17 protein-coding genes are annotated in these 24,029 nt (G+C 60.9%); 15 read left to right on the top strand and 2 right to left on the bottom strand.

The features are described from left to right. Positions 1-183: 183 nt before the first annotated feature. From rpmE to HU755_RS09530, 3 genes are all read left to right on the top strand, one after another. Positions 184-405 (top strand): 50S ribosomal protein L31, encoded by a 222-nt coding sequence (gene rpmE, locus HU755_RS09540; RefSeq protein ID WP_186619635.1) that lies wholly within the window; start codon positions 184-186, stop codon positions 403-405. Positions 406-446: 41 nt separating this feature from the next. Next, positions 447-1,229 carry a thermonuclease family protein gene (locus HU755_RS09535; RefSeq protein ID WP_186632257.1) on the top strand — a complete coding sequence of 261 codons (783 nt, stop codon included), beginning with the start codon at positions 447-449 and terminating at the stop codon, positions 1,227-1,229. A 184-nt stretch (positions 1,230-1,413) separates the two neighbouring features. Then, complete coding sequence (locus tag HU755_RS09530; protein WP_186552136.1) at positions 1,414-2,682, top strand: malic enzyme-like NAD(P)-binding protein; 1,269 nt, start codon at positions 1,414-1,416, stop codon at positions 2,680-2,682. Positions 2,683-2,921: 239 nt separating this feature from the next. Here the strand turns inward: HU755_RS09530 and HU755_RS09525 are convergent, their stop codons facing one another. Further along, positions 2,922-5,369 (bottom strand): penicillin-binding protein 1A, encoded by a 2,448-nt coding sequence (locus HU755_RS09525; protein WP_186631899.1) that lies wholly within the window; start codon positions 5,367-5,369, stop codon positions 2,922-2,924. A gap of 216 nt (positions 5,370-5,585) precedes the next feature. Between HU755_RS09525 and HU755_RS09520 the strand changes: the two genes are divergently transcribed. From HU755_RS09520 to hemE, 11 genes are all read left to right on the top strand, one after another. Then, a complete protein-coding gene (locus tag HU755_RS09520) occupies positions 5,586-6,650 on the top strand; it encodes a pilus assembly protein PilM (RefSeq protein WP_186549543.1) in 1,065 nt (354 codons plus the stop codon). Next, positions 6,650-7,216 (top strand): PilN domain-containing protein, encoded by a 567-nt coding sequence (locus HU755_RS09515; RefSeq protein WP_186631897.1) that lies wholly within the window; start codon positions 6,650-6,652, stop codon positions 7,214-7,216. Before HU755_RS09520 ends, HU755_RS09515 begins: the two co-directional genes overlap by 1 nt. Further along, a complete protein-coding gene (gene pilO, locus HU755_RS09510; protein WP_186631894.1) occupies positions 7,213-7,836 on the top strand; it encodes a type 4a pilus biogenesis protein PilO in 624 nt (207 codons plus the stop codon). The genes HU755_RS09515 and pilO overlap by 4 nt, the downstream gene beginning before the upstream one ends. Then, positions 7,833-8,360 (top strand): pilus assembly protein PilP, encoded by a 528-nt coding sequence (locus HU755_RS09505; protein WP_186631892.1) that lies wholly within the window; start codon positions 7,833-7,835, stop codon positions 8,358-8,360. Before pilO ends, HU755_RS09505 begins: the two co-directional genes overlap by 4 nt. A gap of 13 nt (positions 8,361-8,373) precedes the next feature. Then, positions 8,374-10,452: a type IV pilus secretin PilQ gene (gene pilQ / locus HU755_RS09500; RefSeq protein ID WP_186631889.1), complete on the top strand. Its 2,079-nt coding sequence runs from the start codon at positions 8,374-8,376 to the stop codon at positions 10,450-10,452. Positions 10,453-10,456: 4 nt separating this feature from the next. Next, positions 10,457-10,975: a shikimate kinase AroK gene (gene aroK, locus HU755_RS09495; protein ID WP_186549533.1), complete on the top strand. Its 519-nt coding sequence runs from the start codon at positions 10,457-10,459 to the stop codon at positions 10,973-10,975. 152 nt (positions 10,976-11,127) lie between these two features. Beyond that, complete coding sequence (aroB, locus tag HU755_RS09490; RefSeq protein WP_186549526.1) at positions 11,128-12,228, top strand: 3-dehydroquinate synthase; 1,101 nt, start codon at positions 11,128-11,130, stop codon at positions 12,226-12,228. A gap of 10 nt (positions 12,229-12,238) precedes the next feature. Then, the gene (locus HU755_RS09485; RefSeq protein ID WP_186631886.1) at positions 12,239-13,843 is read left to right on the top strand and encodes an AAA family ATPase; all 1,605 of its coding nucleotides are present in this window, start codon (positions 12,239-12,241) and stop codon (positions 13,841-13,843) included. Positions 13,844-14,194: 351 nt separating this feature from the next. Continuing rightward, entirely contained in the window at positions 14,195-18,640 is a 4,446-nt protein-coding gene (gene gltB, locus HU755_RS09480) for a glutamate synthase large subunit (RefSeq protein ID WP_186631883.1), read from the top strand. Between the two features lie 33 nt (positions 18,641-18,673). Beyond that, complete coding sequence (locus HU755_RS09475) at positions 18,674-20,092, top strand: FAD-dependent oxidoreductase (RefSeq protein ID WP_007909438.1); 1,419 nt, start codon at positions 18,674-18,676, stop codon at positions 20,090-20,092. 253 nt (positions 20,093-20,345) lie between these two features. Continuing rightward, a complete protein-coding gene (gene hemE, locus HU755_RS09470) occupies positions 20,346-21,413 on the top strand; it encodes a uroporphyrinogen decarboxylase (RefSeq protein ID WP_016772044.1) in 1,068 nt (355 codons plus the stop codon). A 177-nt stretch (positions 21,414-21,590) separates the two neighbouring features. Here the strand turns inward: hemE and HU755_RS09465 are convergent, their stop codons facing one another. Then, positions 21,591-22,862 carry an MFS transporter gene (locus HU755_RS09465; protein ID WP_186631880.1) on the bottom strand — a complete coding sequence of 424 codons (1,272 nt, stop codon included), beginning with the start codon at positions 22,860-22,862 and terminating at the stop codon, positions 21,591-21,593. Positions 22,863-22,980: 118 nt separating this feature from the next. Between HU755_RS09465 and HU755_RS09460 the strand changes: the two genes are divergently transcribed. After that, the gene (locus tag HU755_RS09460; RefSeq protein ID WP_186631877.1) at positions 22,981-23,883 is read left to right on the top strand and encodes a LysR family transcriptional regulator; all 903 of its coding nucleotides are present in this window, start codon (positions 22,981-22,983) and stop codon (positions 23,881-23,883) included. Positions 23,884-24,029 lie beyond the last annotated feature (146 nt).

The following is a 24,029-nucleotide window of genomic DNA, read 5'->3' as shown; positions in this document are numbered from 1 at the left end:
ACACACTGCATTCGCGAGCAAGCCCGCTTCCACAAGGGAACGTTCAAGGCCGGGAGCCTAGCAGACGGTCGGTCTCGGTGACAGCTTGCGTGATTGAAAAGGTCTGGTAGAATCCGCGGCCTAATTACGTGCGGTATTCAACAATAGTGTTGGGTGGCGGCACGCTAGCCTGAGGAAGACACCATGAAAGCCGATATCCATCCGAACTACCCGGAAATTGCTGTTACCTGCAGCTGCGGTAACAAGTTCGAAACTCGTTCGACCTTCGGCAAAGCCCTGTCGATCGACGTTTGCAACGAATGCCACCCGTTCTACACCGGTAAGCAGAAGACTCTGGACACCGGCGGTCGTGTGCAGAAGTTCGCAGACCGTTTCGCTACTTTCGGCGTCGGCAAAAAAGCCTGAGGCTGATCATTTTGGAAAGTCGTCTCGACTTCTCCGGACTGATGAAAAAGGCGTCCCTTGCGGGCGCCTTTTTTGTGTCTGCGATTTGGCTGTCCGGCGCGCACGCCTTCTGTCCAGCGCCCTCAGGGCTGACCAGTGTCAGCGTGCAGCGCGTGGTTGATGGCGACACGCTGCGCCTGAGCGATGGTCGCAGCGTGCGGATGATCGGCCTCAACACGCCGGAACTGGGCAAGCAGGGCCGCAGTGACGAGCCATTCGCGATGGCGGCGCGCAAACGTCTGCAAGCCTTGGTGGATGACAGCGGCGGCCGCGTCGGTTTACTGCCCGGCAAGCAGGCGAAAGATCACTACGGGCGTACCCTGGCGCATGTTTACAGTGCGCAAGGCGCCAACCTCGAGGCGCAAATGCTCGCCGATGGCCTTGGGTTTCAGGTCGCGGTGGCGCCGAATGTCGATCTGGTTGCCTGCCAGCAGACCGCTGAGCGCAGTGCGCGGCAAGCCGGTCTGGGTCTCTGGCGCCAGTCGCCTGTACTGAAAGCGCAGCAGATTCAGCGCTCGGGTTTTGCCGTGGTCAGTGGTCGTGTGAGCAAGGTCCAGCGCAATCGCGGCGGAATCTGGATCGAAATGCACGATGCGCTTGTATTGCGCGTTGCACCCAATCTGGTCGGACAATTCAACAATGCCCGGCTTCAGGCCCTCAAAGGCAAGCAGATCGAGGCGCGCGGCTGGGTGGTCGATCGTTCGCGGCGCGGTGGATTACAAACGGGACAGCCGCGCTGGCTGCTTCCGCTGACCGATCCGGCAATGTTGCAGGTTTTGCGCTGACGAAAAAATTGTAGACATTTTTTAAGTCGATTGTGAACAGTCAAGCCCTTGTGCGCCGTGGCTCTTGGCCCAAAGTCGTAGGGCCGGGCGCTTGACAGGGGTGACCGCTCAGTCTTGTGGGGACTTTGCGAGGCGCGTATCCTCGCTGACCAGTCTGTCCAACAGTAAAAAGCGGAATGCCAAAATGTCTGATCTGAAAACTGCCGCTCTCGAATATCACGCCCATCCTCGTCCGGGGAAGCTGAGTGTCGAGCTCACCAAGGCCACTGCTACCGCCCGCGACCTGTCGCTGGCCTACAGCCCCGGCGTAGCTGAACCAGTGCGTGAGATCGCCCGCGATCCTGAACTGGCCTACAAGTACACCGGCAAGGGCAACCTGGTGGCAGTCATTTCCGATGGCACCGCGATTCTCGGCCTGGGCAACCTCGGCCCATTGGCCTCCAAGCCTGTGATGGAAGGTAAAGGCGTGCTGTTCAAGCGCTTCGCTGGCATCGACGTGTTCGACATCGAAGTCGACTCGGAGAGCCCGCAAGCCTTCATCGACACCGTCAAGCGCATCTCCATCACCTTTGGCGGCATCAACCTGGAAGACATCAAGGCACCTGAGTGCTTTGAAATCGAACGTGCTCTGATCGAGCAGTGCGACATTCCGGTATTCCACGACGACCAGCACGGCACCGCGATCGTGACCGCTGCCGGCATGATCAACGCCCTGGAAATCGCTGGCAAAACCCTGCAAGACGCGAAAATCGTCTGCCTGGGTGCCGGTGCTGCCGCCATCTCCTGCATGAAGTTGCTGGTGAGCATGGGCGCTCGCATCGAAAACATCTTCATGGTTGACCGTACCGGCGTGATCCACTCCGGCCGTGACGACCTGAACCAGTACAAAGCCGTGTTCGCCCACGCTACCGAAAAGCGCACCCTGGCTGACGCACTGGCAGGCGCTGACGTGTTCGTCGGTCTGTCCGGCCCTAACCTGCTGAGCGCCGAAGGCCTGCTGTCGATGGCAGCGAACCCGATCGTGTTCGCCTGCTCCAACCCGGATCCTGAAATCTCCCCGGAACTGGCGCACGCAACCCGTAGCGACGTGATCATGGCCACCGGCCGTTCGGACTACCCGAACCAGGTCAACAACGTGCTCGGCTTCCCGTTCATTTTCCGCGGTGCCCTGGACGTTCGCGCCAAGCGCATCAATGAAGAAATGAAAGTGGCGGCGGCCAACGCCCTGCGCGAACTGGCCAAACTGCCAGTGCCACAGGACGTGTGCGACGCCTACGGTGGTGCACCGCTGGAATTCGGCCGTGAGTACATCATTCCGAAGCCAATGGACAAGCGCCTGATCACCCTGATCTCCGACGCCGTGGCCAAAGCCGCGATCGAGACTGGTGTGGCTACTCTGCCGTATCCGAAGAACTACCCGCTGAAAAGCGTGGATGACGTGTTCAACGGCTAAGCCGTTGTAACGCTTCAAGCGAAAGCCCCGGCTTGTGAGAGTCGGGGCTTTTTTATGCCTGAGGGTTTTGTGGTGCTCCTCAGGGCCTCTTCGCGAGCAGGCTCGCTCCCCCCTTGAAACGCATTCCACTGTGGGAGCGAGCCTGCTCGCGAAGGCGCCAGATCAGTCAGCACATGAACTGGCAGGTATAAAAAAGCCCCGCACTTCTCACGAAGGCGGGGCTTTTCAGTCGTTCAGGATCAGAACAAATCGATCGGCGCCTGTTCATCCGCCGGCAACGGACTGCCCGGCACTACGCCATTGCCCAGCTCGTTCACCGATGGCGGCGTGTCTTCAGCCTTGAACAGCTCGAAGTACGCGCCCGGTGTGCTCGGCGATGCTGCACGGCCACTGACCGGATCCACCCGCAGGCTGAGCAAACCTTCCGGCTCAGGCTGCACATGCGGCGGCTTGTCTTTCAGCGCGGCGGACATGTAATTCATCCAGATCGGCAGCGCCACGGTGCCGCCGAACTCACGACGACCGAGGCTTTCCGGCTGGTCGAAACCGGTCCAGACCGTGGTCACGTAATCGGCGTTGTAACCGGAGAACCAGGCGTCTTTCGACTCGTTGGTCGTACCGGTTTTGCCGGCGATATCGCTACGGCCCATGGCCAGCGCGCGCCGGCCGGTGCCGAGCTTGATCACGTCCTGCAACATGCTGTTGAGAATGTAGGTAGTGCGCGCATCGACGATGCGTTCAGCCACTGCTGGCGCTTGCGGCACCGCTGGACTGTCCGCGGCTTCACCCGCAACCGGAGCGGCGTTGACCGTGAACGATTCGGTGTTCGGTGCGGCGATGCCGTCGGTCGCCGAGCCGCCCTGCGGTACGGTCGGCGGGTTGGCGACAAACAGCGTGTCGCCGTTGCGGCTTTCGATCTTGTCGATGATGTACGGGGTGATCTTGTAGCCGCCGTTGGCAAACGTACTCCAGCCAGTGGCGATTTCCATCGGTGTCAGCGTCGCGGTGCCCAGTGCCAGCGACAGGTTCGGCGGCAAGTCCTGCTTGTTGAAGCCGAAGCGGGTGATGTAGTCGATGGTCTTGCCCACGCCCATCGCTTGCAGCAAGCGGATCGACACCAGGTTGCGCGACTTGTACAGCGCCTCGCGCAGACGGATCGGGCCGAGGAAGGTGTTGGTGTCGTTCTTCGGCCGCCAGACCTTGTCCAGATACTCGTCGACGAACACGATCGGCGCATCGTTCACCAGGCTGGCAGCGGTGTAGCCGTTGTCCAGCGCGGCGCTGTAGACGAACGGCTTGAAGCTCGAGCCCGGCTGACGCTTGGCCTGCATGGCGCGGTTGTAGTTGCTCTGCTCGAACGCGAAACCGCCGACCAGCGAGCGGATCGCGCCGTTCTGCGGATCCAGCGACACCAGCGCTCCCTGGGCCTGCGGAATCTGGCTGAATTTGAGCGAGTTGTCCTTCTGGCGCTGCACCCGAATCAGGTCACCGACCTGCGCGACATCGGCTGGCTGGCGCGGGTTGGGACCCATGCTGTTGGTGTTGAGGAAGGGTCGCGCCCATTTCATGGTGTCCCAAGCCACGTGTTCTTCACCGGTACGCGTCAGCACTTGCAGGCCGGCCTTGTCGACCTGAGTGACAATGGCCGGTTCCAGGCTGCTGATGGTGCGCTGTTTGGTCAATTCGCTGGCCCAGGCCTCGCGGGTCTTGCCCGGCAGGCGCGACTCGGGGCCACGGTAGCCGTGACGCTGGTCGTAAGTCATCAAGCCTTCGTGCAGCGCGGTGTTGGCCATTTCCTGCAGGTTGCTCGGCACCGTGGTGGTGACGCGGAAGCCTTCGGTGTAAGCGTCGCTGCCATAGCGCCCGACCATTTCGGCGCGGGCCATCTCAGCGATATACGGCGCGTTCACTTCCGGAGTCGGCACGTGGTAGCTGGCGTTCAGCGGCTCGTTGATCGCGGCGGTGTAGTCGGCTTCGCTGATTTTCCCCAGTTTGTACATGCGCCCGAGGATCCAGTCGCGGCGCTCTTTGCTGCGTGCCGGGTTGGCCAGGGGGTTGAAGCGCGACGGTGCCTTCGGCAGGCCGGCAATCATTGCCATCTGCGCCAGGCTGACGTCACGGATCGACTTGCCGTAATACACCTGCGCCGCCGCTTCGATGCCGTAGGCGCGGTTGCCCAGATAGATCTTGTTGACGTACAGCTCAAGGATCTCGTCCTTGGTCAGCTGTCGCTCGATCTGCAGGGCCAGAAGAATTTCGGTGGTTTTGCGCGAGAAGCTGCGCTCGCTGGTGAGGAAGAAGTTTTTCGCCACCTGCATGGTGATGGTGCTGCCGCCGGACTGAATGTGCCCGCTCTTGATCAACTGGGTCGCCGCGCGCATCAGGCTGCTTGGATCGACGCCGTAATGGTTGGCGAAATTGTCGTCTTCAGCACTTAGTAACGCATTAATGAAATTGGGCGGAATGTCGGCGAAACGGATCGGCGTGCGGCGCATTTCGCCAAACTCTGCGATCAACTTGTCGTCGCTGCTGTAGACCCGCAGGGGAATCTGCAACTGAATGCTTCTCAGCGCCTCCACAGACGGCAAACCCGGACTAAGGTAAAGAAACGCGCCGCTGAGACTCAATAGCAGTCCGCAGAAAACGGCGACGATGGACCAACCGAAAAATTTCAGCAGACGAATCAAGGCTTTTGGACATCCAGGGCAAAGAATGAATTTGGCGACGGGGTTGCGCTACACACAAAACGACCGGCGCTGGCAGTAAAAAGCGGAAAAAATCGCTGGGCATTATAAGCACTTTTCCGCCGGGGGCGTCATTGGCGCTTCTGTCAAGGCGGGGGTGAAGGAACGCAATGCGTATTACAGAGTCCGTAACTCACGGAAAGTCATAGGGAATTGGTAGTGCTGGGACTCTTCAAGAAAAAGACCAACGCGTTACTGGGCATCGACATCAGTTCCACCTCGGTGAAGCTGCTGGAACTGAGCCGCCACGGCAATCGCTACCGGGTCGAGGCCTATGCGGTGGAGCCGTTGCCGGCCAGCGCCGTGGTCGAAAAGAACATCGCCGAACTCGAGGGCGTGGGCCAGGCCCTGAGCCGGGTGCTGGTCAAGGCGCGTACGGGTCTCAAAAGCGTGGCGGTGGCGGTGGCCGGTTCGGCGGTCATCACCAAGGTCATCGAGATGGACGCCGGGCTGTCCGACGACGAGCTGGAAAACCAGCTGAAGATCGAAGCCGACCAATACATTCCCTATCCGCTCGATGAAGTCGCGATCGACTTCGAAGTCCAGGGCGTGTCGCCGCGCAACCCGGAACGGGTCAGCGTGCTGTTGGCCGCCTGCCGCAAGGAAAACGTCGAGGTGCGTGAAGCAGCGCTGGCGCTTGCCGGGCTGACCGCGCGCGTGGTGGACGTCGAAGCCTATGCGCTGGAGCGCTCGTTCGGCCTGCTGGCGACCCAACTGGCCGCCTCCCAGGAACGCCTCACGGTCGCGGTGGTGGACATCGGTGCGACCATGACCACGCTCAGTGTCCTGCACAACGGCAAGATCATTTATACCCGCGAGCAATTGTTCGGCGGCCGCCAGCTCACCGAAGAGATCCAGCGCCGCTACGGCCTGACTGTCGAGCAGGCGGGGCTGGCGAAAAAGCAGGGCGGGCTGCCCGACGATTACATCAGCGAGGTCTTGCAACCGTTTCGCGAGGCGCTGGTACAGCAAGTCTCTCGTTCGTTGCAGTTCTTCTTCGCTTCCGGCCAGTACAACGCGGTCGACCATATTCTGCTGGCCGGCGGCACAGCCTCGGTGCCCGGCCTGGATCGCCTGATCGAACAGCGCCTGAACACCCCGACCCAGGTCGCCAATCCGTTTGCCGACATGGCCCTGAGCAGTAAGGTCAATGCCGGGGCGCTGGCCAGCGACGCGCCGGCGCTGATGATTGCTTGCGGGCTCGCGCTCAGGAGTTTCGACTGATGGCGCGGATCAACCTTTTACCCTGGCGCGAGGAGCGCCGCGAAGAACGGCGCAAGCGCTTCCTGCTGGCCTTGATCGGCGTGCTGGTCGGCTCGGTCGGCGCGGTGCTGATCGCCGATCAGATCATCAGCGCTGCCATTGAAAGGCAAACGGCGCGCAACGACTACATCGGCAAGCAGATCGCCCAGGTCGATGAGCGCATCAAGCAGATCAGCGAACTCAAGGCGCGCCGCCAGCAACTGGTCGAACGCATGCGCATCATCCAGGACTTGCAGGGCAACCGGCAGCTCAGCGGACGGATCTTCGATCAATTGGCGCGCACGCTCCCGGACGGGGTGTACTTCACCGACGTGAAGATGGTCGGCAAGACCCTGTCGATCAGTGGCGCGGCGGAATCCAACAACCGGGTTTCCGAGCTGATGCGCAACCTCGACGCCTCCGACTGGTTCGACGCCCCGAGCCTGAACGAGGTGAAAGCGACATCGGCCGATCAGTTGGAACAGTCCAACACCTTCGAGCTGACCGTTCGTCAAACCCAGCCAAAGGCCGGGGAGGACGACCGATGAAACCCAACGGATGGCTCGAAAGCCTGCGCAGCGTCGACTTCAACGATCTGGATACCAGCAACATCGGCTCCTGGCCGCCCGCGGTAAAAGTCATTGCCGCAGGGCTTTTGATGGTGTTGGTGCTCGGGCTTGGCTATCACTTTTTCATCAGCGACATGGAGAATCAGCTCGACCTCAAGCGTGAAGAAGAGCTCACCCTCAAGGAGCAGTTCGCCAGCAAGGCGCGTCTGTCGGCCAATCTCGAGCTGTACACCCAGCAGATGAAGGAGATGGAAAACACCTTCGGCGTGTTACTGCGGCAATTGCCTAGCGACACCGAAGTGCCAGGGTTGCTGGAAGACATCACGCGAACCGGTCTGGGCAGCGGCCTGGAGTTCGAGGAGATCAAGCTGCTGCCGGAAGTCACCCAGCCGTTCTACATCGAACTGCCGATCCGGATCACCGTCACCGGCGCCTATCACGATCTCGCGACCTTCGTCAGCGGCGTGGCCGGGTTGCCGCGTATTGTCACCCTGCATGATTTCGAACTGGCACCGGCCAACCCCGAGGGCGGGCCTAAGCTGCGCATGAGTATCCTCGCCAAGACCTACCGTTATAACGACAAGGGGCTGCAGAAATGACCCCGCTGCGTTTTTTCGGCTTGTCGATGGCTCTGCTGGTTTTGCAGGGCTGCGGTGGCAGCGATGACTTCAGTGATCTCGATGCTTATCTCAATGAAGTGCGTCTGCGCCCGGCCGGCCGGATTGAACCAACGCCGACATTCCGGTCTTACCCGACATTCACTTACAGCGCGGCGAATCTGCGCAGCCCGTTTTCGCGGCAGGTGCGCGTCGATCTGGCCGGGCAGCGGCACGGTTCACGCAACGTCAAACCCGACCCCAACCGGGTCAAGCAATACCTTGAAGGCTTCAATATCGAGCAGTTCGAGATGGTCGGCACGATCGCCAATGCCTCCGGTTCCTTTGCGCTGTTGCGCGGAGCGGGCGGGGTGCATCGATTGAAAGTCGGCGATTACCTGGGGCGCAACGATGGCCGCATCGTCGCCATCAGTGCCACCCAGGTCGATGTCATCGAAATTGTCCCCGACGGCCAGGGCGCCTGGCTGGAGCGCCCGCGCACCATTCCTTTGAAAGAGCACTCATAGTGGAAGTCGAATAATGAACAGGATTTTCTCCACCCTCGGTTTTTCGCTATGGATAGCGCTGATGTCACCGATGGTACTCGCGGCCAACCTGAAGACGCTGGACGTAGCGGCGTTGCCAGGGGACCGTGTCGAACTGAAGCTGGCGTTCGACGGCCCGCCACCGCAGCCCAAGGGTTACACCACTGAATCGCCAGCGCGGATCGCCCTTGATCTGCCCGGCGTCACCAGTCGGCTGGCGAACAAGACGCTTGATCTGGGCAGCGGCAATGCGCGCACCGCTACGGTGGCGGAAGCCAAAGACCGCACGCGCCTGATTGTCAGCCTGACCCAACTGGCGCCTTACAGTACTCGAGTCGAGGGAAATAATCTGTTCGTGGTGGTCGGGCAGGGCGCGCCTGCTGCTGCCCCGCGCACTGCGGCGGTTGCGCCCCGTGCCACCCCGGCGGCGACAGCGCCTGCCAAACCGTCGGTGCCGCGTAATCGCGCCATACGGGGCGTCGACTTCCAGCGGGGGACGGAGGGCGAGGGCAATGTGGTGATCGACCTGTCCGACCCGACCATCGCCCCGGACATCCAGGAGCATGACGGCAAGATCACTCTCAGCTTCGCCCGCACGCAATTGCCGGAAAAACTGCGCGTGCGCCTCGACGTCAAGGACTTCGCCACCCCCGTGCAGTTCGTCAACGCCGCGGTGACCGGGGACCGCACGGTGATCAGCGTCGAGCCCAGCGGCACGTTCGACTATTCCACTTTCCAGACCGACAACAAACTCACGGTCAGCATTCGTCCGATGACGGTGGACGACCTGCAAAAACGCAACGCTGACCGCAACAGCTATGTGGGCGAAAAGCTGTCGCTGAACTTCCAGGACATCGACGTGCGTTCGGTGCTGCAACTGATCGCCGATTTCACCAACCTCAATCTGGTCGCCAGCGACACGGTGCAGGGCGGCATCACCTTGCGTCTGCAGAACGTACCGTGGGATCAGGCGCTGGATCTGGTGCTGAAAACCAAAGGCCTGGATAAACGCAAGATCGGCAACGTGTTGCTGGTGGCGCCGGCCGATGAAATCGCGGCTCGCGAGCGTCAGGAGCTGGAATCGCAGAAGCAGATCGCCGAGCTGGCACCGCTGCGCCGCGAATTGCTGCAGGTGAACTACGCCAAGGCGGCGGACATCGCCAAGCTGTTCCAGTCTGTGACCAGTGCCGAGGCGAAAATCGATGAGCGCGGTTCCATCACCGTCGATGAGCGAACCAACAACATCATCGCCTACCAGACTCAGGATCGCCTCGACGAACTGCGGCGGATCGTGGCGCAACTGGATATTCCGGTGCGTCAGGTGATGATCGAGGCGCGGATCGTCGAAGCCAACGTCGATTACGACAAAAGCCTCGGCGTGCGCTGGGGCGGCTCGATTCAAAACAAGGGCAACTGGAACGCCTCAGGGGTCAACGGTTCGTCGACCACCATCGGTACGCCGGGGAGCACCAGCACCAACTCGCCGTTCGTCGACATGGGCACCGTCAACAACACCTCCGGTATCGGCATCGCCTTCATTACCGACAACGTTCTGCTCGACCTCGAGTTGACGGCCATGGAGAAGACCGGCAACGGTGAGATCGTGTCACAGCCCAAAGTGGTGACTTCCGACAAGGAGACCGCAAAAATCCTCAAGGGCACTGAAATTCCCTATCAGGAAGCCAGTTCCAGTGGCGCGACCTCGGTATCGTTCAAGGAGGCTTCGCTGTCGCTGGAAGTGACCCCGCAGATCACTCCGGATAACCGCATCATCATGGAGGTCAAGGTCACCAAGGACGAACCGGACTACCTGAACAAAGTGCAGGATGTGCCGCCGATCAAGAAAAACGAGGTCAACGCCAAGGTGCTGGTCAATGACGGTGAAACCATCGTAATCGGCGGTGTTTTTTCAAATACTCAGAGCAAGGTTGTAGATAAGGTGCCATTTCTTGGCGATGTGCCGTATCTTGGCCGCCTTTTCCGGCGTGATGTGGTTTCGGAGAAAAAATCCGAGCTGCTGGTATTTCTCACTCCGCGTATCATGAATAACCAGGCGATTGCTGTGAGTCGTTGATTCTGTGCGAAATTTGATACTTGTAGGACCGATGGGTGCTGGCAAAAGCACCATCGGCCGATTGCTGGCCAAAGAGCTGCGCCTGCCGTTCAAAGATTCCGACAAGGAAATTGAGCTGCGCACGGGTGCCAATATCCCATGGATCTTCGACAAGGAAGGCGAGCCCGGCTTTCGTGATCGCGAGCAGGCGATGATCGCCGAGCTGTGCGCGTTCGATGGCGTGGTGCTGGCGACCGGCGGTGGCGCGGTAATGCGTGACGCCAATCGCAAGGCCCTGCATGAGGGCGGGCGCGTGGTGTATCTGCACGCGTCCGTCGAACAGCAGGTCGGCCGCACAGCCCGCGACCGCAATCGGCCGTTGCTGCGCACCGCCGATCCGGCGAAAACCCTGCGTGATCTGCTCGCCATCCGCGACCCGCTGTACCGGGAAATTGCCGATCTGGTGGTGGAAACCGACGAACGGCCGCCGCGCATGGTGGTGCTGGACATTCTCGATCGTCTGGCGCAGCTTCCTCCCCGTTAAAGCAGCGCTCGAAATGCGCTATCCTCGGCGTCCTGCCACAGCCCGCCAAGGGTGTGGCGGATGGCGGGCGAGCGGCGTCATACCCGCTACAGGCCGCAGGACACCAATAATTCAGGGCAGGACGCCTGCTTTCATCTTCACTGTGGGGACACATGCAGACACTCAAGGTCGACCTGGGCGAGCGCAGCTACCCGATTCATATTGGCGAAGGTTTGTTGGATCAGCCCGAGTTGCTGGCGCCGCACATCCACGGGCGTCAGGTGGCAATCATCTCCAACGAGACCGTGGCGCCGCTCTACCTTGAACGTCTGACCCGCAGCCTGGCGCAGTTCTCGGTGATCTCGGTGGTGTTGCCGGACGGCGAGGCCTACAAGAACTGGGAAACCCTGCAATTGATCTTCGACGGTCTGCTGACCGCCCGGCATGATCGCCGCACCACGGTGATCGCCCTCGGCGGCGGGGTGATTGGCGACATGGCCGGCTTTGCCGCTGCCTGCTACCAGCGCGGCGTCGACTTCATCCAGATTCCCACCACCTTGTTGTCCCAGGTCGATTCGTCGGTCGGCGGCAAGACCGGCATCAACCATCCGCTGGGCAAGAACATGGTCGGCGCCTTCTATCAGCCGAACGTGGTGCTGATCGATACCGCGTCGCTGAAAACCCTGCCGGAACGCGAGCTGTCGGCGGGGCTGGCAGAAGTCATCAAGTACGGCCTGATCTGCGACGAGCCGTTCCTGACCTGGCTGGAAGAAAACGTCGACGCCCTGCGTGCGCTGGACCAAACCGCGCTGACCTATGCGATCGAGCGTTCCTGCGCCGCCAAGGCTGCCGTGGTCGGTGCCGATGAAAAGGAAACCGGCGTGCGCGCCACGCTCAACCTTGGCCATACCTTCGGCCACGCCATCGAAACCCACATGGGCTATGGTGTCTGGCTGCATGGCGAGGCGGTCGCGGCGGGTACCGTGATGGCGCTGGAAATGTCCGCGCGGCTGGGCTGGATCAGCGATGCAGAGCGCGACCGCGGCATTCGTCTGTTCCAGCGTGCCGGTCTGCCGGTGGTTCCGCCGACTGAAATGAGCGAAGCCGATTTTCTGCAACACATGGCAATCGACAAAAAAGTGATCGACGGTCGTCTGCGGCTGGTGCTGCTGCGCCGGATGGGCGAAGCGGTAGTGACCGACGATTATCCGAAAGAGGTTCTACAGGCCACGCTGGGAGCGGATTACCGCGCCCTGGCTCAGCTTAAAGGTTAATAAGATTCCGATGACTAGTTTGCATGCCGACGAGGCGTTTCTCGGCCATTTCCAGTTAAGCCACGACCCTTTCGCGCCACGGGTGCCGGGCTTCAAGTTTTTCCCGGCCCAGCGCAAACCGGTGCTGGGGCAACTGCATCATCTGGCGCGTTACAGCCAGTTGCTGCTGGTGGTTACCGGCCCGCAGGGCAGCGGCAAGACGCTGTTGCGTCAGGCGCTGGTTGCCAGCACCAATAAACAGTCAGTGCAGAGCGTGGTGGTGTCCGCCCGTGGTGCCGGTGATGCGGCGGGCGTGCTGCGCCAGGTGGCGCAGGCGCTGGATGTCGCCCAGGCCGAAGTCGGCGCGATTCTGGAGCAGGTGGTGCAACTGGCCCTCACCGGGCAGGAAGTCTATCTGCTGGTGGATGATGCCGAGCAGCTCGACGAGTCCGCGCTTGAAGCGCTGATGGCGCTGGGCGCGGGCACGCCGGAAGGTCGTCCGCATGTATTCCTGTTCGGTGAGTCGTCGCTGATCGCTCAGCTCGAGGCTTTGCAGCTCGAAGAAGAGCGTTTTCACGTCATCGAATTGCAGCCGTACACCGAAGAAGAGACCCGCGAATATCTCGACCAGCGGCTGGAAGGCGCGGGCCGGGGTGTCGAACTTTTCACCGCCGATCAGATCTCTGATATTCACGAAAGCTCCGAGGGCTGGCCGGGCAATATCAACCAGGTCGCTCGCGATGCTCTGATCGAAGTCATGATTGCCAGCCGCTCCGCGGTGAAGCGTCCAAGTATGGGGTTCAACATGCCGAAGAAACACGTATTGGCGATTTCCGCCGTCGTTGTGGTCGCGGTCGCCGCCGCCTGGCTGATGCCGGGTCGCAGCAAGGCACCGACCACCGGTGCTCCGGCCAATGAACAGGCACAACTGCCGCTGGGCCAGGGCGCCGCCATCGGTGGCGCGCCAGCCGTCGAATTTGCCGGCAATACCCAGCCAATGCCGTTGCCATTGGTCGGTAACTCGCAACCGGTCATGCGCGGTCCGCTGGCCGAAGAGGCCGGTGGCATCACCGAAGGCGATGACGGTGTTCCGCTGGAAGGCTCCAGTGATACGCCGCCGACCGTGACCACTTCCGCACCGCCTGCCGGTGTTCCGGCCGGTCCTGCGCCGACCCCGGTTCCGGTACCTGCGGCAAAACCGGCCCCGACGCCGGCTCCGACGCAAGTCGCCACGGCCAAGCCAGCTCCAGTAGCGCCAGCACCTGCCGCCAAACCAGCGCCAGCGCCGGCCAAACCGGTTGCCGCTGCCAAGCCTGCCGAGAAACCGGTCACCGTCGCCAAAGCGGCCGGTGGCAGCTGGTACGCCGGTCAGCCGACCAGCAACTACGTGGTGCAGATCCTCGGCACCAGCTCGGAAACCGCCGCGCAGAACTTCGTCAAAGAGCAGGGCGGCGAATACCGTTATTTCAAGAAAGTCCTCAACGGCAAGCCGCTCTACGTGATCACCTACGGCAACTTTGCCAATCGTGATGCGGCCGTTTCTGCCATCAAGGCCTTGCCAGCGAAGGTTCAGGCTGGTAAACCTTGGCCTCGCACTGTCGCCAGCGTCCAACAGGAACTGGCAACAACTCGCTGAAGATTCGGCGGCCTTACCCAGGCCGCCTCTCCCGGCACCTCAAAATCTCCACGAGTGCGCGCCGCCTGAAAAGGCCGCGTGCCTTGTGGTGTCTGCGTCACAGTAGTTTTTGAGTCGTTGCGGTCAGAATTTAAAAAAGTTTTGACTAGCACAGCATATCGCTTTAAACCTTTCACAAATGCGACATGAATTTGCGACAGTTCGTCGTCAAATTTGTGAGCCTCTGTGTCGCTGTGTACAATGACCACCCTTTTGCCCCCGCTAAGCCGGCGTACGTTCGGCGCGGATCGCAAGTGGTTGAATTGAAAAGAAATTTGCCTCGAATAGAGGCAGCCTGGTGAGAAAGTGTCTATGAAAGCAGGTCTGTACCAACCAGATGAATTCAAGGATAACTGCGGTTTCGGCCTGATAGCGCATATGCAGGGCGAACCCAGTCATACCCTTTTGACGACGGCCATTGAGGCCCTGACCTGCATGACCCACCGCGGTGGGATTAATGCCGACGGCAAGACCGGTGACGGTTGCGGTCTGCTGATTCAAAAGCCTGACGCGTTCCTGCGAGCCATTGCCCAGGAAACCTTCAGTGTCGAGCTGCCCCGGCAATATGCCGTGGGCATGGTCTTTTTCAACCAGGATCCGGTCAAGGCCGAAGCCGCTCGCGAGAACATGAACCGCGAAATCCTCGCCGAAGGCCTGCAACTGATCGGCTGGCGCAAAGTGCCGATCGACACCAGCGTCCTCGGCCGCCTGGCCCTTGAGCGTCTGCCGCAGATCGAGCAGGTCTACATCGGCGGTGAAGGCCTGAGCGATCAGGACATGGCCGTCAAGCTGTTCAGCGCGCGTCGCCGTTCGTCGGTGGCCAATGCCGCTGACACCGACCACTACATCTGCAGCTTTTCGCACAAGACCATCATTTATAAAGGCCTGATGATGCCGGCCGACCTGGCCGCGTTTTATCCGGACCTGAGCGATGAGCGCCTGCAAACCGCAATTTGCGTGTTCCACCAGCGCTTCTCCACCAACACCCTGCCGAAATGGCCGCTGGCGCAGCCGTTCCGCTTCCTCGCCCACAACGGCGAGATCAACACCATTACCGGTAACCGCAACTGGGCGCAGGCCCGTCGGACCAAGTTCACCAACGATCTGATGGATCTGGAAGAACTCGGCCCGCTGGTCAACCGTGTCGGTTCCGACTCATCCAGCATGGACAACATGCTTGAACTGATGGTCACCGGTGGCATCGACCTGTTCCGTGGTGTGCGGATGATCATTCCGCCTGCGTGGCAGAACGTCGAAACCATGGACCCGGACCTGCGTGCGTTCTACGAGTACAACTCGATGCACATGGAGCCGTGGGACGGCCCGGCCGGCGTGGTGATGACCGATGGTCGTTACGCGGTGTGTCTGCTCGACCGTAACGGTCTGCGCCCGGCGCGCTGGGTTACCACCAAAAACGGTTTCATCACCTTGGCCTCGGAAATCGGCGTGTGGAACTACCAGCCGGAAGACGTGCTCGCCAAGGGCCGTGTCGGCCCTGGCCAGATCTTCGCCGTGGACACCGAAACCGGGCAGATCCTCGACACCGATGCGATCGACAACCGTCTGAAGTCCCGTCATCCGTACAAGCAATGGCTGCGCAAGAATGCCCTGCGCATTCAGGCGACCATGGAAGACAACGACCACGGTTCGGCTTTCTACGACGTCGATCAGCTCAAGCAATACATGAAGATGTATCAGGTCACGTTCGAGGAACGCGATCAGGTGCTGCGTCCGCTCGGCGAGCAAGGTTACGAAGCCGTTGGCTCGATGGGTGACGACACGCCGATGGCTGTGCTGTCCCAGCGTGTGCGCACACCGTACGACTATTTCCGCCAGCAATTCGCGCAGGTGACCAACCCACCGATCGACCCGCTGCGTGAAGCGATCGTGATGTCGCTGGAAATCTGCCTGGGGGCCGAGCGCAACATTTTCCAGGAGTCGCCGGAACACGCCTCGCGGGTGATTCTCAGCTCGCCAGTGATCTCGCCGGCCAAGTGGCGCTCGCTGATGAACCTCGACCGTCCGGGCTTCGAACGGGCGATCATCGACCTCAACTACGACGAAAGCCTCGGCCTCGAAGCGGCGATCCGCAACGTCGCCGATCAGGCGGAAGAAGCCGTGCGCGCCGGGCGGACCCAGATCGTCCTGAGCGACCGCCATATCGCCCCGGGCAAGCTGCCGATCCACGCCTCGCTGGCGACCGGTGCAGTGCACCACCGCCTGACCGAAAAAGGCCTGCGTTGCGATTCCAACATCCTCGTTGAAACCGCAACGGCACGCGATCCGCACCACTTTGCGGTATTGATCGGTTTCGGCGCCTCGGCGGTCTATCCGTTCCTGGCCTACGAAGTGCTGGGCGACCTGATCCGTACCGGTGAAGTGCTGGGCGACCTCTATGAGGTGTTCAAGAACTACCGCAAGGGCATCACCAAAGGCCTGCTCAAGATCCTGTCGAAGATGGGTATCTCGACCATCGCCTCGTACCGTGGTGCGCAGTTGTTCGAAGCCATTGGTCTGTCCGAGGAAGTCTGCGACCTGAGCTTCCGTGGCGTGCCAAGCCGCATCAAGGGCGCACGTTTCGTCGACATCGAAGCCGAGCAGAAAGCCTTGGCCGTCGAAGCCTGGAGTCCGCGCAAGCCGATCCAGCAGGGCGGTCTGCTGAAGTTCGTCCACGGTGGCGAATATCACGCCTACAACCCGGACGTGGTCAACACCCTGCAGGCCGCTGTGCAGCAGGGCGATTACGCCAAGTTCAAGGAATACACCTCGCTGGTGGACAACCGTCCGGTGTCGATGATTCGCGACCTGTTCAAGGTCAAGACCCTCGACACGCCGCTGGACATGAGCGAGATCGAGCCGCTGGAGTCGGTGCTCAAGCGCTTTGACTCCGCCGGTATCTCGCTGGGCGCATTGTCGCCGGAAGCTCACGAAGCCCTGGCCGAAGCCATGAACCGCCTCGGTGCGCGTTCCAACTCCGGTGAAGGTGGTGAGGATCCGGCACGCTACGGCACCATCAAGAGCTCGAAAATCAAGCAAGTCGCCACTGGCCGTTTTGGTGTGACCCCGGAATACCTGGTCAACGCTGAAGTGCTGCAGATCAAGGTCGCGCAAGGCGCCAAGCCGGGCGAGGGCGGGCAACTGCCGGGCGGCAAGGTCAACGGTCTGATCGCCAAGCTGCGTTATGCAGTGCCGGGCGTGACCCTGATTTCGCCACCACCGCACCACGACATCTATTCGATCGAAGACTTGTCGCAGCTGATCTTTGACCTGAAGCAGGTCAACCCGCAGGCACTGGTTTCGGTGAAACTGGTTGCGGAGGCGGGCGTCGGCACCATCGCCGCCGGTGTGGCCAAGGCCTATGCGGACTTGATCACCATCTCCGGTTATGACGGTGGTACCGGTGCGTCGCCGCTGACCTCGATCAAATACGCCGGTGCGCCGTGGGAACTGGGCCTGGCTGAAACCCACCAGACCCTGCGCGGCAACGACCTGCGCGGCAAAGTCCGGGTGCAGACCGATGGCGGCCTGAAAACCGGCCTCGACGTGATCAAAGCGGCGATCCTCGGCGCGGAAAGCTTCGGCTTCGGCACCGCGCCAATGATCGCGCTGGGCTGCAAATACCTGCGCATCTGCCACCTGAACAACTGCGCCACCGGCGTCGCGACTCAGAACGAGAAGCTGCGCAAGGATCACTACATCGGCACCGTCGACATGGTGGTGAATTTCTTCACCTACGTCGCCGAAGAAACCCGTGAGTGGCTGGCCAAGCTCGGCGTGCGTTCCCTCGAAGAGCTGATCGGTCGTACCGATCTGCTGGAAATCCTCGAGGGCCAGACCGCCAAGCAAAACCATCTGGACCTGACGCCGCTGTTGGGCAGCGATCACATCCCGGCGGACAAGCCACAGTTCTGCGGTGTTGAGCGCAACCCGCCGTTCGACCAGGGCCTGCTGGCCGAGAAAATGGTCGAGATGGCGTCGTCGGCGATCAACGACATGAGTGGCGCCGAGTTCGACCTGGACATCTGCAACTGCGACCGTTCGGTCGGCGCACGGATCTCCGGCGAAATCGCGCGCAAGCACGGCAACCAGGGCATGGCGAAAGCGCCGATCACTTTCCGCTTCAAAGGCACCGCCGGGCAGAGCTTCGGCGTGTGGAACGCCGGCGGTCTGAACATGTACCTGGAAGGCGACGCCAACGACTACGTCGGCAAGGGCATGACCGGCGGCAAGCTGGTGATCGTTCCGCCGAAGGGCAGCGTCTACAAGACTCAGGAAAGCGCCATCATCGGCAACACCTGCCTGTACGGCGCCACTGGCGGCAAGCTGTTCGCCGCTGGCACCGCTGGCGAGCGTTTCGCTGTGCGTAACTCCGGTGCCCATACCGTCGTGGAAGGTACTGGCGATCACTGCTGCGAATACATGACCGGTGGTTTTGTCTGCGTGCTGGGCAAGACCGGTTACAACTTCGGCTCAGGCATGACCGGTGGTTTCGCCTACGTGCTCGATCAGGACAACACCTTCGTTGACCGGGTCAACCACGAACTGGTGGAAATCCAGCGGATCAGCGGCGAGGCGATGGAAGCCTATCGCAGCCACCTGCAGAACGTGCTGAACGAGTACGTCGCGGAAACCGACAGCGAGTGGGGTCGTGAACTCGCCGAGAACCTCGATGATTACTTGCGTCGTTTCTGGTTGGTCAAGCCTAAGGCTGCCAACTTGAAATCGTTGCTTTCCAGCACTCGTGCCAACCCGCAGTGATATGCGCCTGAAGAGTTTGATGAGGTTTTAACAATGGCTGAACGTCTGAATAACGACTTCCAGTTCATCGATGTCGGGCGCAAGGATCCGAAGAAGAAACTGTTGCGTCAACGCAAGAAAGAGTTCGTCGAGATCTACGAACCGTTCAAACCCCAGCAGTCGGCCGATCAGGCTCACCGCTGCCTGGGCTGCGGCAACCCGTATTGCGAATGGAAGTGCCCGGTGCACAACTTCATTCCCAACTGGTTGAAACTGGTCGCCGAGGGCAACATCCTCCAGGCCGCCGAGCTGTCGCACCAGACCAACACCTTGCCGGAAGTCTGCGGCAGGGTTTGCCCCCAGGATCGTCTGTGCGAAGGTGCCTGCACCCTCAACGACGGCTTCGGCGCGGTGACCATCGGTTCGGTCGAGAAGTACATCACCGACACCGCGTTCGCCATGGGCTGGCGTCCGGACATGTCCAAGGTCAAACCGACCGGCAAGCGTGTCGCGATCATTGGCGCCGGCCCGGCGGGTCTGGGTTGTGCCGACGTGCTGGTGCGCGGCGGCGTGACCCCGGTGGTGTTCGACAAGAACCCGGAAATCGGCGGCTTGCTGACCTTTGGCATCCCCGAGTTCAAGCTGGAAAAGACCGTGCTGAGCAATCGTCGCGAAGTCTTCACCGGCATGGGCATCGAGTTCCGTCTCAACACCGAAGTCGGCAAAGACGTGACCATGGAACAACTGCTCGCCGAGTACGATGCGGTGTTCATGGGCATGGGGACTTACACCTACATGAAGGGCGGCTTTGCCGGTGAGGATCTGCCGGGCGTTTACGACGCGCTGGACTTCCTGATCGCCAACGTCAATCGCAACCTGGGCTTTGAAAAGTCGCCGGAAGATTTCGTCGACATGAAAGGCAAGAAGGTTGTAGTGCTGGGTGGCGGCGACACGGCGATGGACTGCAACCGCACCTCGATTCGCCAGGGCGCCAAGTCGGTGACCTGTGCTTACCGTCGTGACGAAGCGAACATGCCTGGTTCGCGCAAAGAGGTGAAGAACGCCAAGGAAGAAGGCGTGAAATTCCTCTACAACCGTCAGCCGATCGCCATCGTCGGTGAAGACAAGGTCGAAGGCGTGAAAGTCGTCGAGACCCGTCTCGGCGAACCGGACGCCCGTGGCCGTCGCAGCCCCGAGCCGATCCCCGGTTCCGAAGAAATCATCCCGGCCGACGCCGTGGTCATCGCGTTCGGTTTCCGCCCGAGCCCGGCGCCGTGGTTCGAGCAGTTCGAGATCCAGACCGACAGCCAGGGCCGCGTTGTTGCGCCTGAGCAAGGTCAGTACAAGCACCAGACCAGCAACCCGAAAATCTTCGCCGGTGGCGACATGGTGCGCGGTTCCGACCTGGTGGTGACGGCGATCTTCGAAGGGCGTAATGCGGCTGAAGGGATCCTCGATTACCTCGGCGTCTGAACCCGGCTCCTGAGGCAAACGCAATAACCCTGTGGGAGCGAGCCTGCTCGCGAAAGCGGTCTGTCAGCCAACTTTGATGTTGGGTGTGCCGACCTCTTCGCGAGCAGGCTCGCTCCCACAGTTGTTTTAGGGCGTTGCGGAAAATCGTGTTACAGCGCGACAAATTGACCCGATAGACAAAAGGCTGACCCACATCCGTGCCTTTTGCCTCGCGCTCTGAGAAAATGCCCGCACTTTTTTTCCGGATGCCGACATGACTGCCCTGAAGAACGACCGCTTCCTCCGCGCCCTGCTCAAGCAACCCGTTGACGTCACCCCAGTGTGGATGATGCGCCAGGCCGGTCGCTACTTGCCGGAATACCGCGCCAGCCGCGCCCACGCCGGCGACTTCATGAGCCTGTGCATGAATCCGGAATTCGCCTGCGAAGTCACCCTGCAACCCCTCGACCGCTATCCGCAACTGGACGCGGCGATCCTGTTTTCCGACATCCTCACCATTCCCGATGCCATGGGCCAAGGTCTGTACTTTGAGACAGGTGAAGGTCCGCGTTTCAAAAAGGTCGTCAGCACCCTGGCCGACATCGAAGCCCTGCCGATCCCTGATCCGCACAAGGATCTCGGCTACGTCATGGACGCAGTCAGCACTATCCGTCGCGAACTCAACGGTCGTGTGCCGCTGATTGGTTTCTCCGGCAGCCCATGGACTCTGGCTACGTACATGGTCGAAGGCGGTTCGTCGAAAGACTTCCGCAAGACCAAAGCGATGCTCTACGACAATCCGCAAGCCATGCATTTGCTGCTGGATAAACTGGCGCAGTCGGTGACCTCGTACCTCAACGGCCAGATCATGGCCGGTGCGCAAGCGGTGCAGATTTTCGATACTTGGGGCGGCAACCTGTCAGCCGCGGCGTATCAGGAATTCTCGCTGGCCTACATGAAGAAAATCGTCAGCGGCCTGATCCGCGAGAACGATGGCCGCAAGGTGCCGGTGATCCTCTTCACCAAGAATGGCGGCCTGTGGCTGGAAAGCATCGCCGAGGCCGGCGCCGATGCTCTGGGCCTGGACTGGACCTGCGACATCGGCAACGCCCGCGCCCGTGTCGGCGACAAGGTCGCGCTGCAAGGCAACATGGACCCGACCGTGCTCTACGCCAAACCGGAAGCGATCCGCACCGAAGTCGGGCGCATCCTGGCCAGCTACGGCAAGGGCAGCGGGCATGTGTTCAACCTCGGCCATGGCATCACGCCCGAAGTTGATCCGGAACACGCCGGCGCATTCCTTCGCGCGGTGCATGAGCTGTCGGCGCAGTATCACGAGTGATCGAAGCCCAATAAAAAAACGCCCGGCTGAATGCCGGGCGTTTTTGTTTCCACGATCCAACGTCGGATATAGATCACCTGTGGGAGGGGGCTTGCTCCCGAAAGCGGTGGTTCAGCAACATCTTCCTCGACTGACCTATCGCATTCGGGAGCAAGCCCCCTCCCACAAGGTTTCGTGTCAGGCTTTGACTCCGCCGAGAGGCGGCAACTTCGCCAGCCTCAACGCCACCAGCAGCGCAACCAGCAACAACGCGCCGATAAACAGCCCGATCCCGTTCCACCCGCCTAGATGCCAGAACACCCCACCCGCTGTCCCGGCAATGCTCGACCCGGCGTAATAACTGAACAGGTACAACGACGACGCCTGGCCCTTGGCAGTTAGCGCGCGCCGACCGATCCAGCTGCTCGCCACCGAGTGCGCGGCAAAGAAGCCGAAGGTGAACACCAGCATGCCGACGATCACCAGCAACAACGAGGTGAACATCGTCAGTGCCAGCCCGGCGAACATCAGCGCAATCGTCGCCCAGAGCACTTTGCGCCGCCCGAGTTTATCCGCCAGTGAACCGATTTTCGCCGAGCTGTAGATCCCCGACAGGTACACCACCGAGAGCAAGCCGACATACACCTGATCAAGGTTGTACGGCGCCGTCAGCAAGCGGTAGCCGATGTAGTTGAACAGCGTGACAAACGCGCCCATCAACACAAACGCTTCGAGAAACAGCAACGGCAGGCCGGCGTCGCGAAAGTGCAGGGTGAAGCCCTCAAGCAGACTGCGCGGGTGTAGCGAGCGGGCGCGGAAGTTGCGCGACTCCGGGAGGATCTTCCAGAACACCGCCGCAGCGATCAGCGCCAGTCCACCGATCACCAGCATCGCCGTGTGCCAGCTGACGAAATCGATCAGCACCCCGGTGATCAAGCGTCCGCTCATCCCGCCAATCGCGTTGCCGCCGATGTACAGGCCCATCGCCAGACCGATGTGCTGTGGATGAATTTCTTCGCTGAGATAGGTCATCGCGACCGCTGCCAGGCCGCTCAACGACAAGCCGATCAGGGCGCGCATGATCAGCACGCCGTGCCAGCTCGGCATCATCGAACTGGCGAGCGTGCACAGCGCGGCGGCAAACAGTGCCGCCACCATCACCGGTTTGCGCCCGATGCGATCGGAAATCGGCCCGGTGATCAACAGACCGAAGGCCAGCATGCCGGTTGCCACTGACAGAATGAGGCTGCTCTGCGCCGCATTGATCCCGTATTCGTGGGACAGCAACGGCATCATCGGCTGCACGCAATAGAGCAGCGCGAAGGTGGCGAACCCACCGCAGAACAGCGCCAGCACCGTGCGCATAAATGCCGGGGTGCCTTTTTCAATGTAGATCTCTTGCAGCTCGGCGATTGCGTCGTCGGCAGCGGGTGGGACTTCGTGGGCAAGGGGCGCGACAGCAGTTTTCACATCAGACCTCGGAAAGCACAGCCGGGCAGGCAATGAAAAAATCATATAGCTGGCTAATGTTTCTATCCAATATATTGTTCGACCTGTTTGATAGCTTTAACGACTTAATGAGGTTTGCATGGAATTGCGTCATTTGCGCTACTTCATTGCGGTGGCCGAAGAACTGCATTTCGGCCGCGCCGCACAGGTACTGGGCATTTCCCAGCCACCGCTGAGCCAGCAGATTCAGGCGCTGGAGCAAGAAGTCGGCGCGCGTCTGTTTGAAAGAACCAATCGTCGGGTTGAACTCAGCGAGGCCGGTCGCTTGTTTCTGCAAGAGGCGCGGCTAGTGCTGGCCCAGGTCGACAAAGCGGCGGATGTTGCGCGTCGGGCGCAGTTGGGCGAACTGGGGGAGTTGAAGATTGGCTTCACCTCGTCGGCGCCGTTCAATTCGACGATTCCTCAGGCGATCTTTTCCTTTCGCCAGCGCTTCCCGGCGGTACATCTGAACCTGCGCGAGATGAGCAGCACGATGGTTGCCGATGCCTTGGTCGATCAGTCAATCGAAGTCGGCATCATGCGCCCGCTGGGCTTGCCGGATTCGCTAAGCGTCGTGGAGTTGATGCGGGAGCCGTTGGTGGCGGTGCTCAGTTCCAAGCATCCGTTGGCCCAGGGCAGCGACGAAGGTCTGCTTCTCTCGGCGCTGGCGCTTGAGCCCTTCGTGTTTTTCCCGCGCAGCTATGGCAGCGGTCTTTACGCGCAACTGCTGAGCCTGGCCCGTGACGCTGGCTTCAGCCCGCATTTTGCGCAAGAGGCCGGCGAGGCAATGACCATCATCGGTCTGGTCGCGGCAGGTCTGGGGGTGTCGGTGCTGCCGGCGTCTTATCAACGCATGCGCATCGACGGCGTGGTCTATCGCCCGCTGCTCGATCCCGAGGCGATTTCGGCGGTATGGCTGGTGCAGCGCAAGGATCAGAAATCGCCGATGGCCAAGGCGTTTGTCGAACTGCTCACGCGCAAAGTTGAGCCTCTGATTGGGTGAAGGCTGCTGGCCCTTTCGCGAGCAGGCTCGCTCCCACATTTGATCGCCGTGACCCTGTGGGAGCGAGCCTGAACTGGCCTAATAATTCCGGACACCTCTTAAGGGCGATATGATTTCGCCAATCTGGAGGTTTCATGAACGAAAGA

Source organism: Pseudomonas sp. SWRI111 (assembly GCF_014268555.1).
GTDB classification, from domain to species: domain Bacteria; phylum Pseudomonadota; class Gammaproteobacteria; order Pseudomonadales; family Pseudomonadaceae; genus Aquipseudomonas; species Aquipseudomonas hamedanensis.
The sequence above is the reverse complement of the archived record's forward strand: the minus strand, read 5'-3'. Positions and strand labels throughout refer to the sequence as shown.

What these genes read in the sequence shown, in the direction of transcription:
- rpmE (WP_186619635.1), top strand. Translation starts at nt 184, where the DNA reads ATGAAAGCCGATATCCATCCGAACTACCCGGAAATTGCTGTTACCTGC.
- HU755_RS09535 (WP_186632257.1), top strand. Translation starts at nt 447, where the DNA reads ATGAAAAAGGCGTCCCTTGCGGGCGCCTTTTTTGTGTCTGCGATTTGG.
- HU755_RS09530 (WP_186552136.1), top strand. Translation starts at nt 1,414, where the DNA reads ATGTCTGATCTGAAAACTGCCGCTCTCGAATATCACGCCCATCCTCGT.
- HU755_RS09515 (WP_186631897.1), top strand. Translation starts at nt 6,650, where the DNA reads ATGGCGCGGATCAACCTTTTACCCTGGCGCGAGGAGCGCCGCGAAGAA.
- pilO (WP_186631894.1), top strand. Translation starts at nt 7,213, where the DNA reads ATGAAACCCAACGGATGGCTCGAAAGCCTGCGCAGCGTCGACTTCAAC.
- HU755_RS09505 (WP_186631892.1), top strand. Translation starts at nt 7,833, where the DNA reads ATGACCCCGCTGCGTTTTTTCGGCTTGTCGATGGCTCTGCTGGTTTTG.
- pilQ (WP_186631889.1), top strand. Translation starts at nt 8,374, where the DNA reads ATGAACAGGATTTTCTCCACCCTCGGTTTTTCGCTATGGATAGCGCTG.
- aroB (WP_186549526.1), top strand. Translation starts at nt 11,128, where the DNA reads ATGCAGACACTCAAGGTCGACCTGGGCGAGCGCAGCTACCCGATTCAT.
- HU755_RS09485 (WP_186631886.1), top strand. Translation starts at nt 12,239, where the DNA reads ATGACTAGTTTGCATGCCGACGAGGCGTTTCTCGGCCATTTCCAGTTA.
- gltB (WP_186631883.1), top strand. Translation starts at nt 14,195, where the DNA reads ATGAAAGCAGGTCTGTACCAACCAGATGAATTCAAGGATAACTGCGGT.
- HU755_RS09475 (WP_007909438.1), top strand. Translation starts at nt 18,674, where the DNA reads ATGGCTGAACGTCTGAATAACGACTTCCAGTTCATCGATGTCGGGCGC.
- hemE (WP_016772044.1), top strand. Translation starts at nt 20,346, where the DNA reads ATGACTGCCCTGAAGAACGACCGCTTCCTCCGCGCCCTGCTCAAGCAA.
- HU755_RS09460 (WP_186631877.1), top strand. Translation starts at nt 22,981, where the DNA reads ATGGAATTGCGTCATTTGCGCTACTTCATTGCGGTGGCCGAAGAACTG.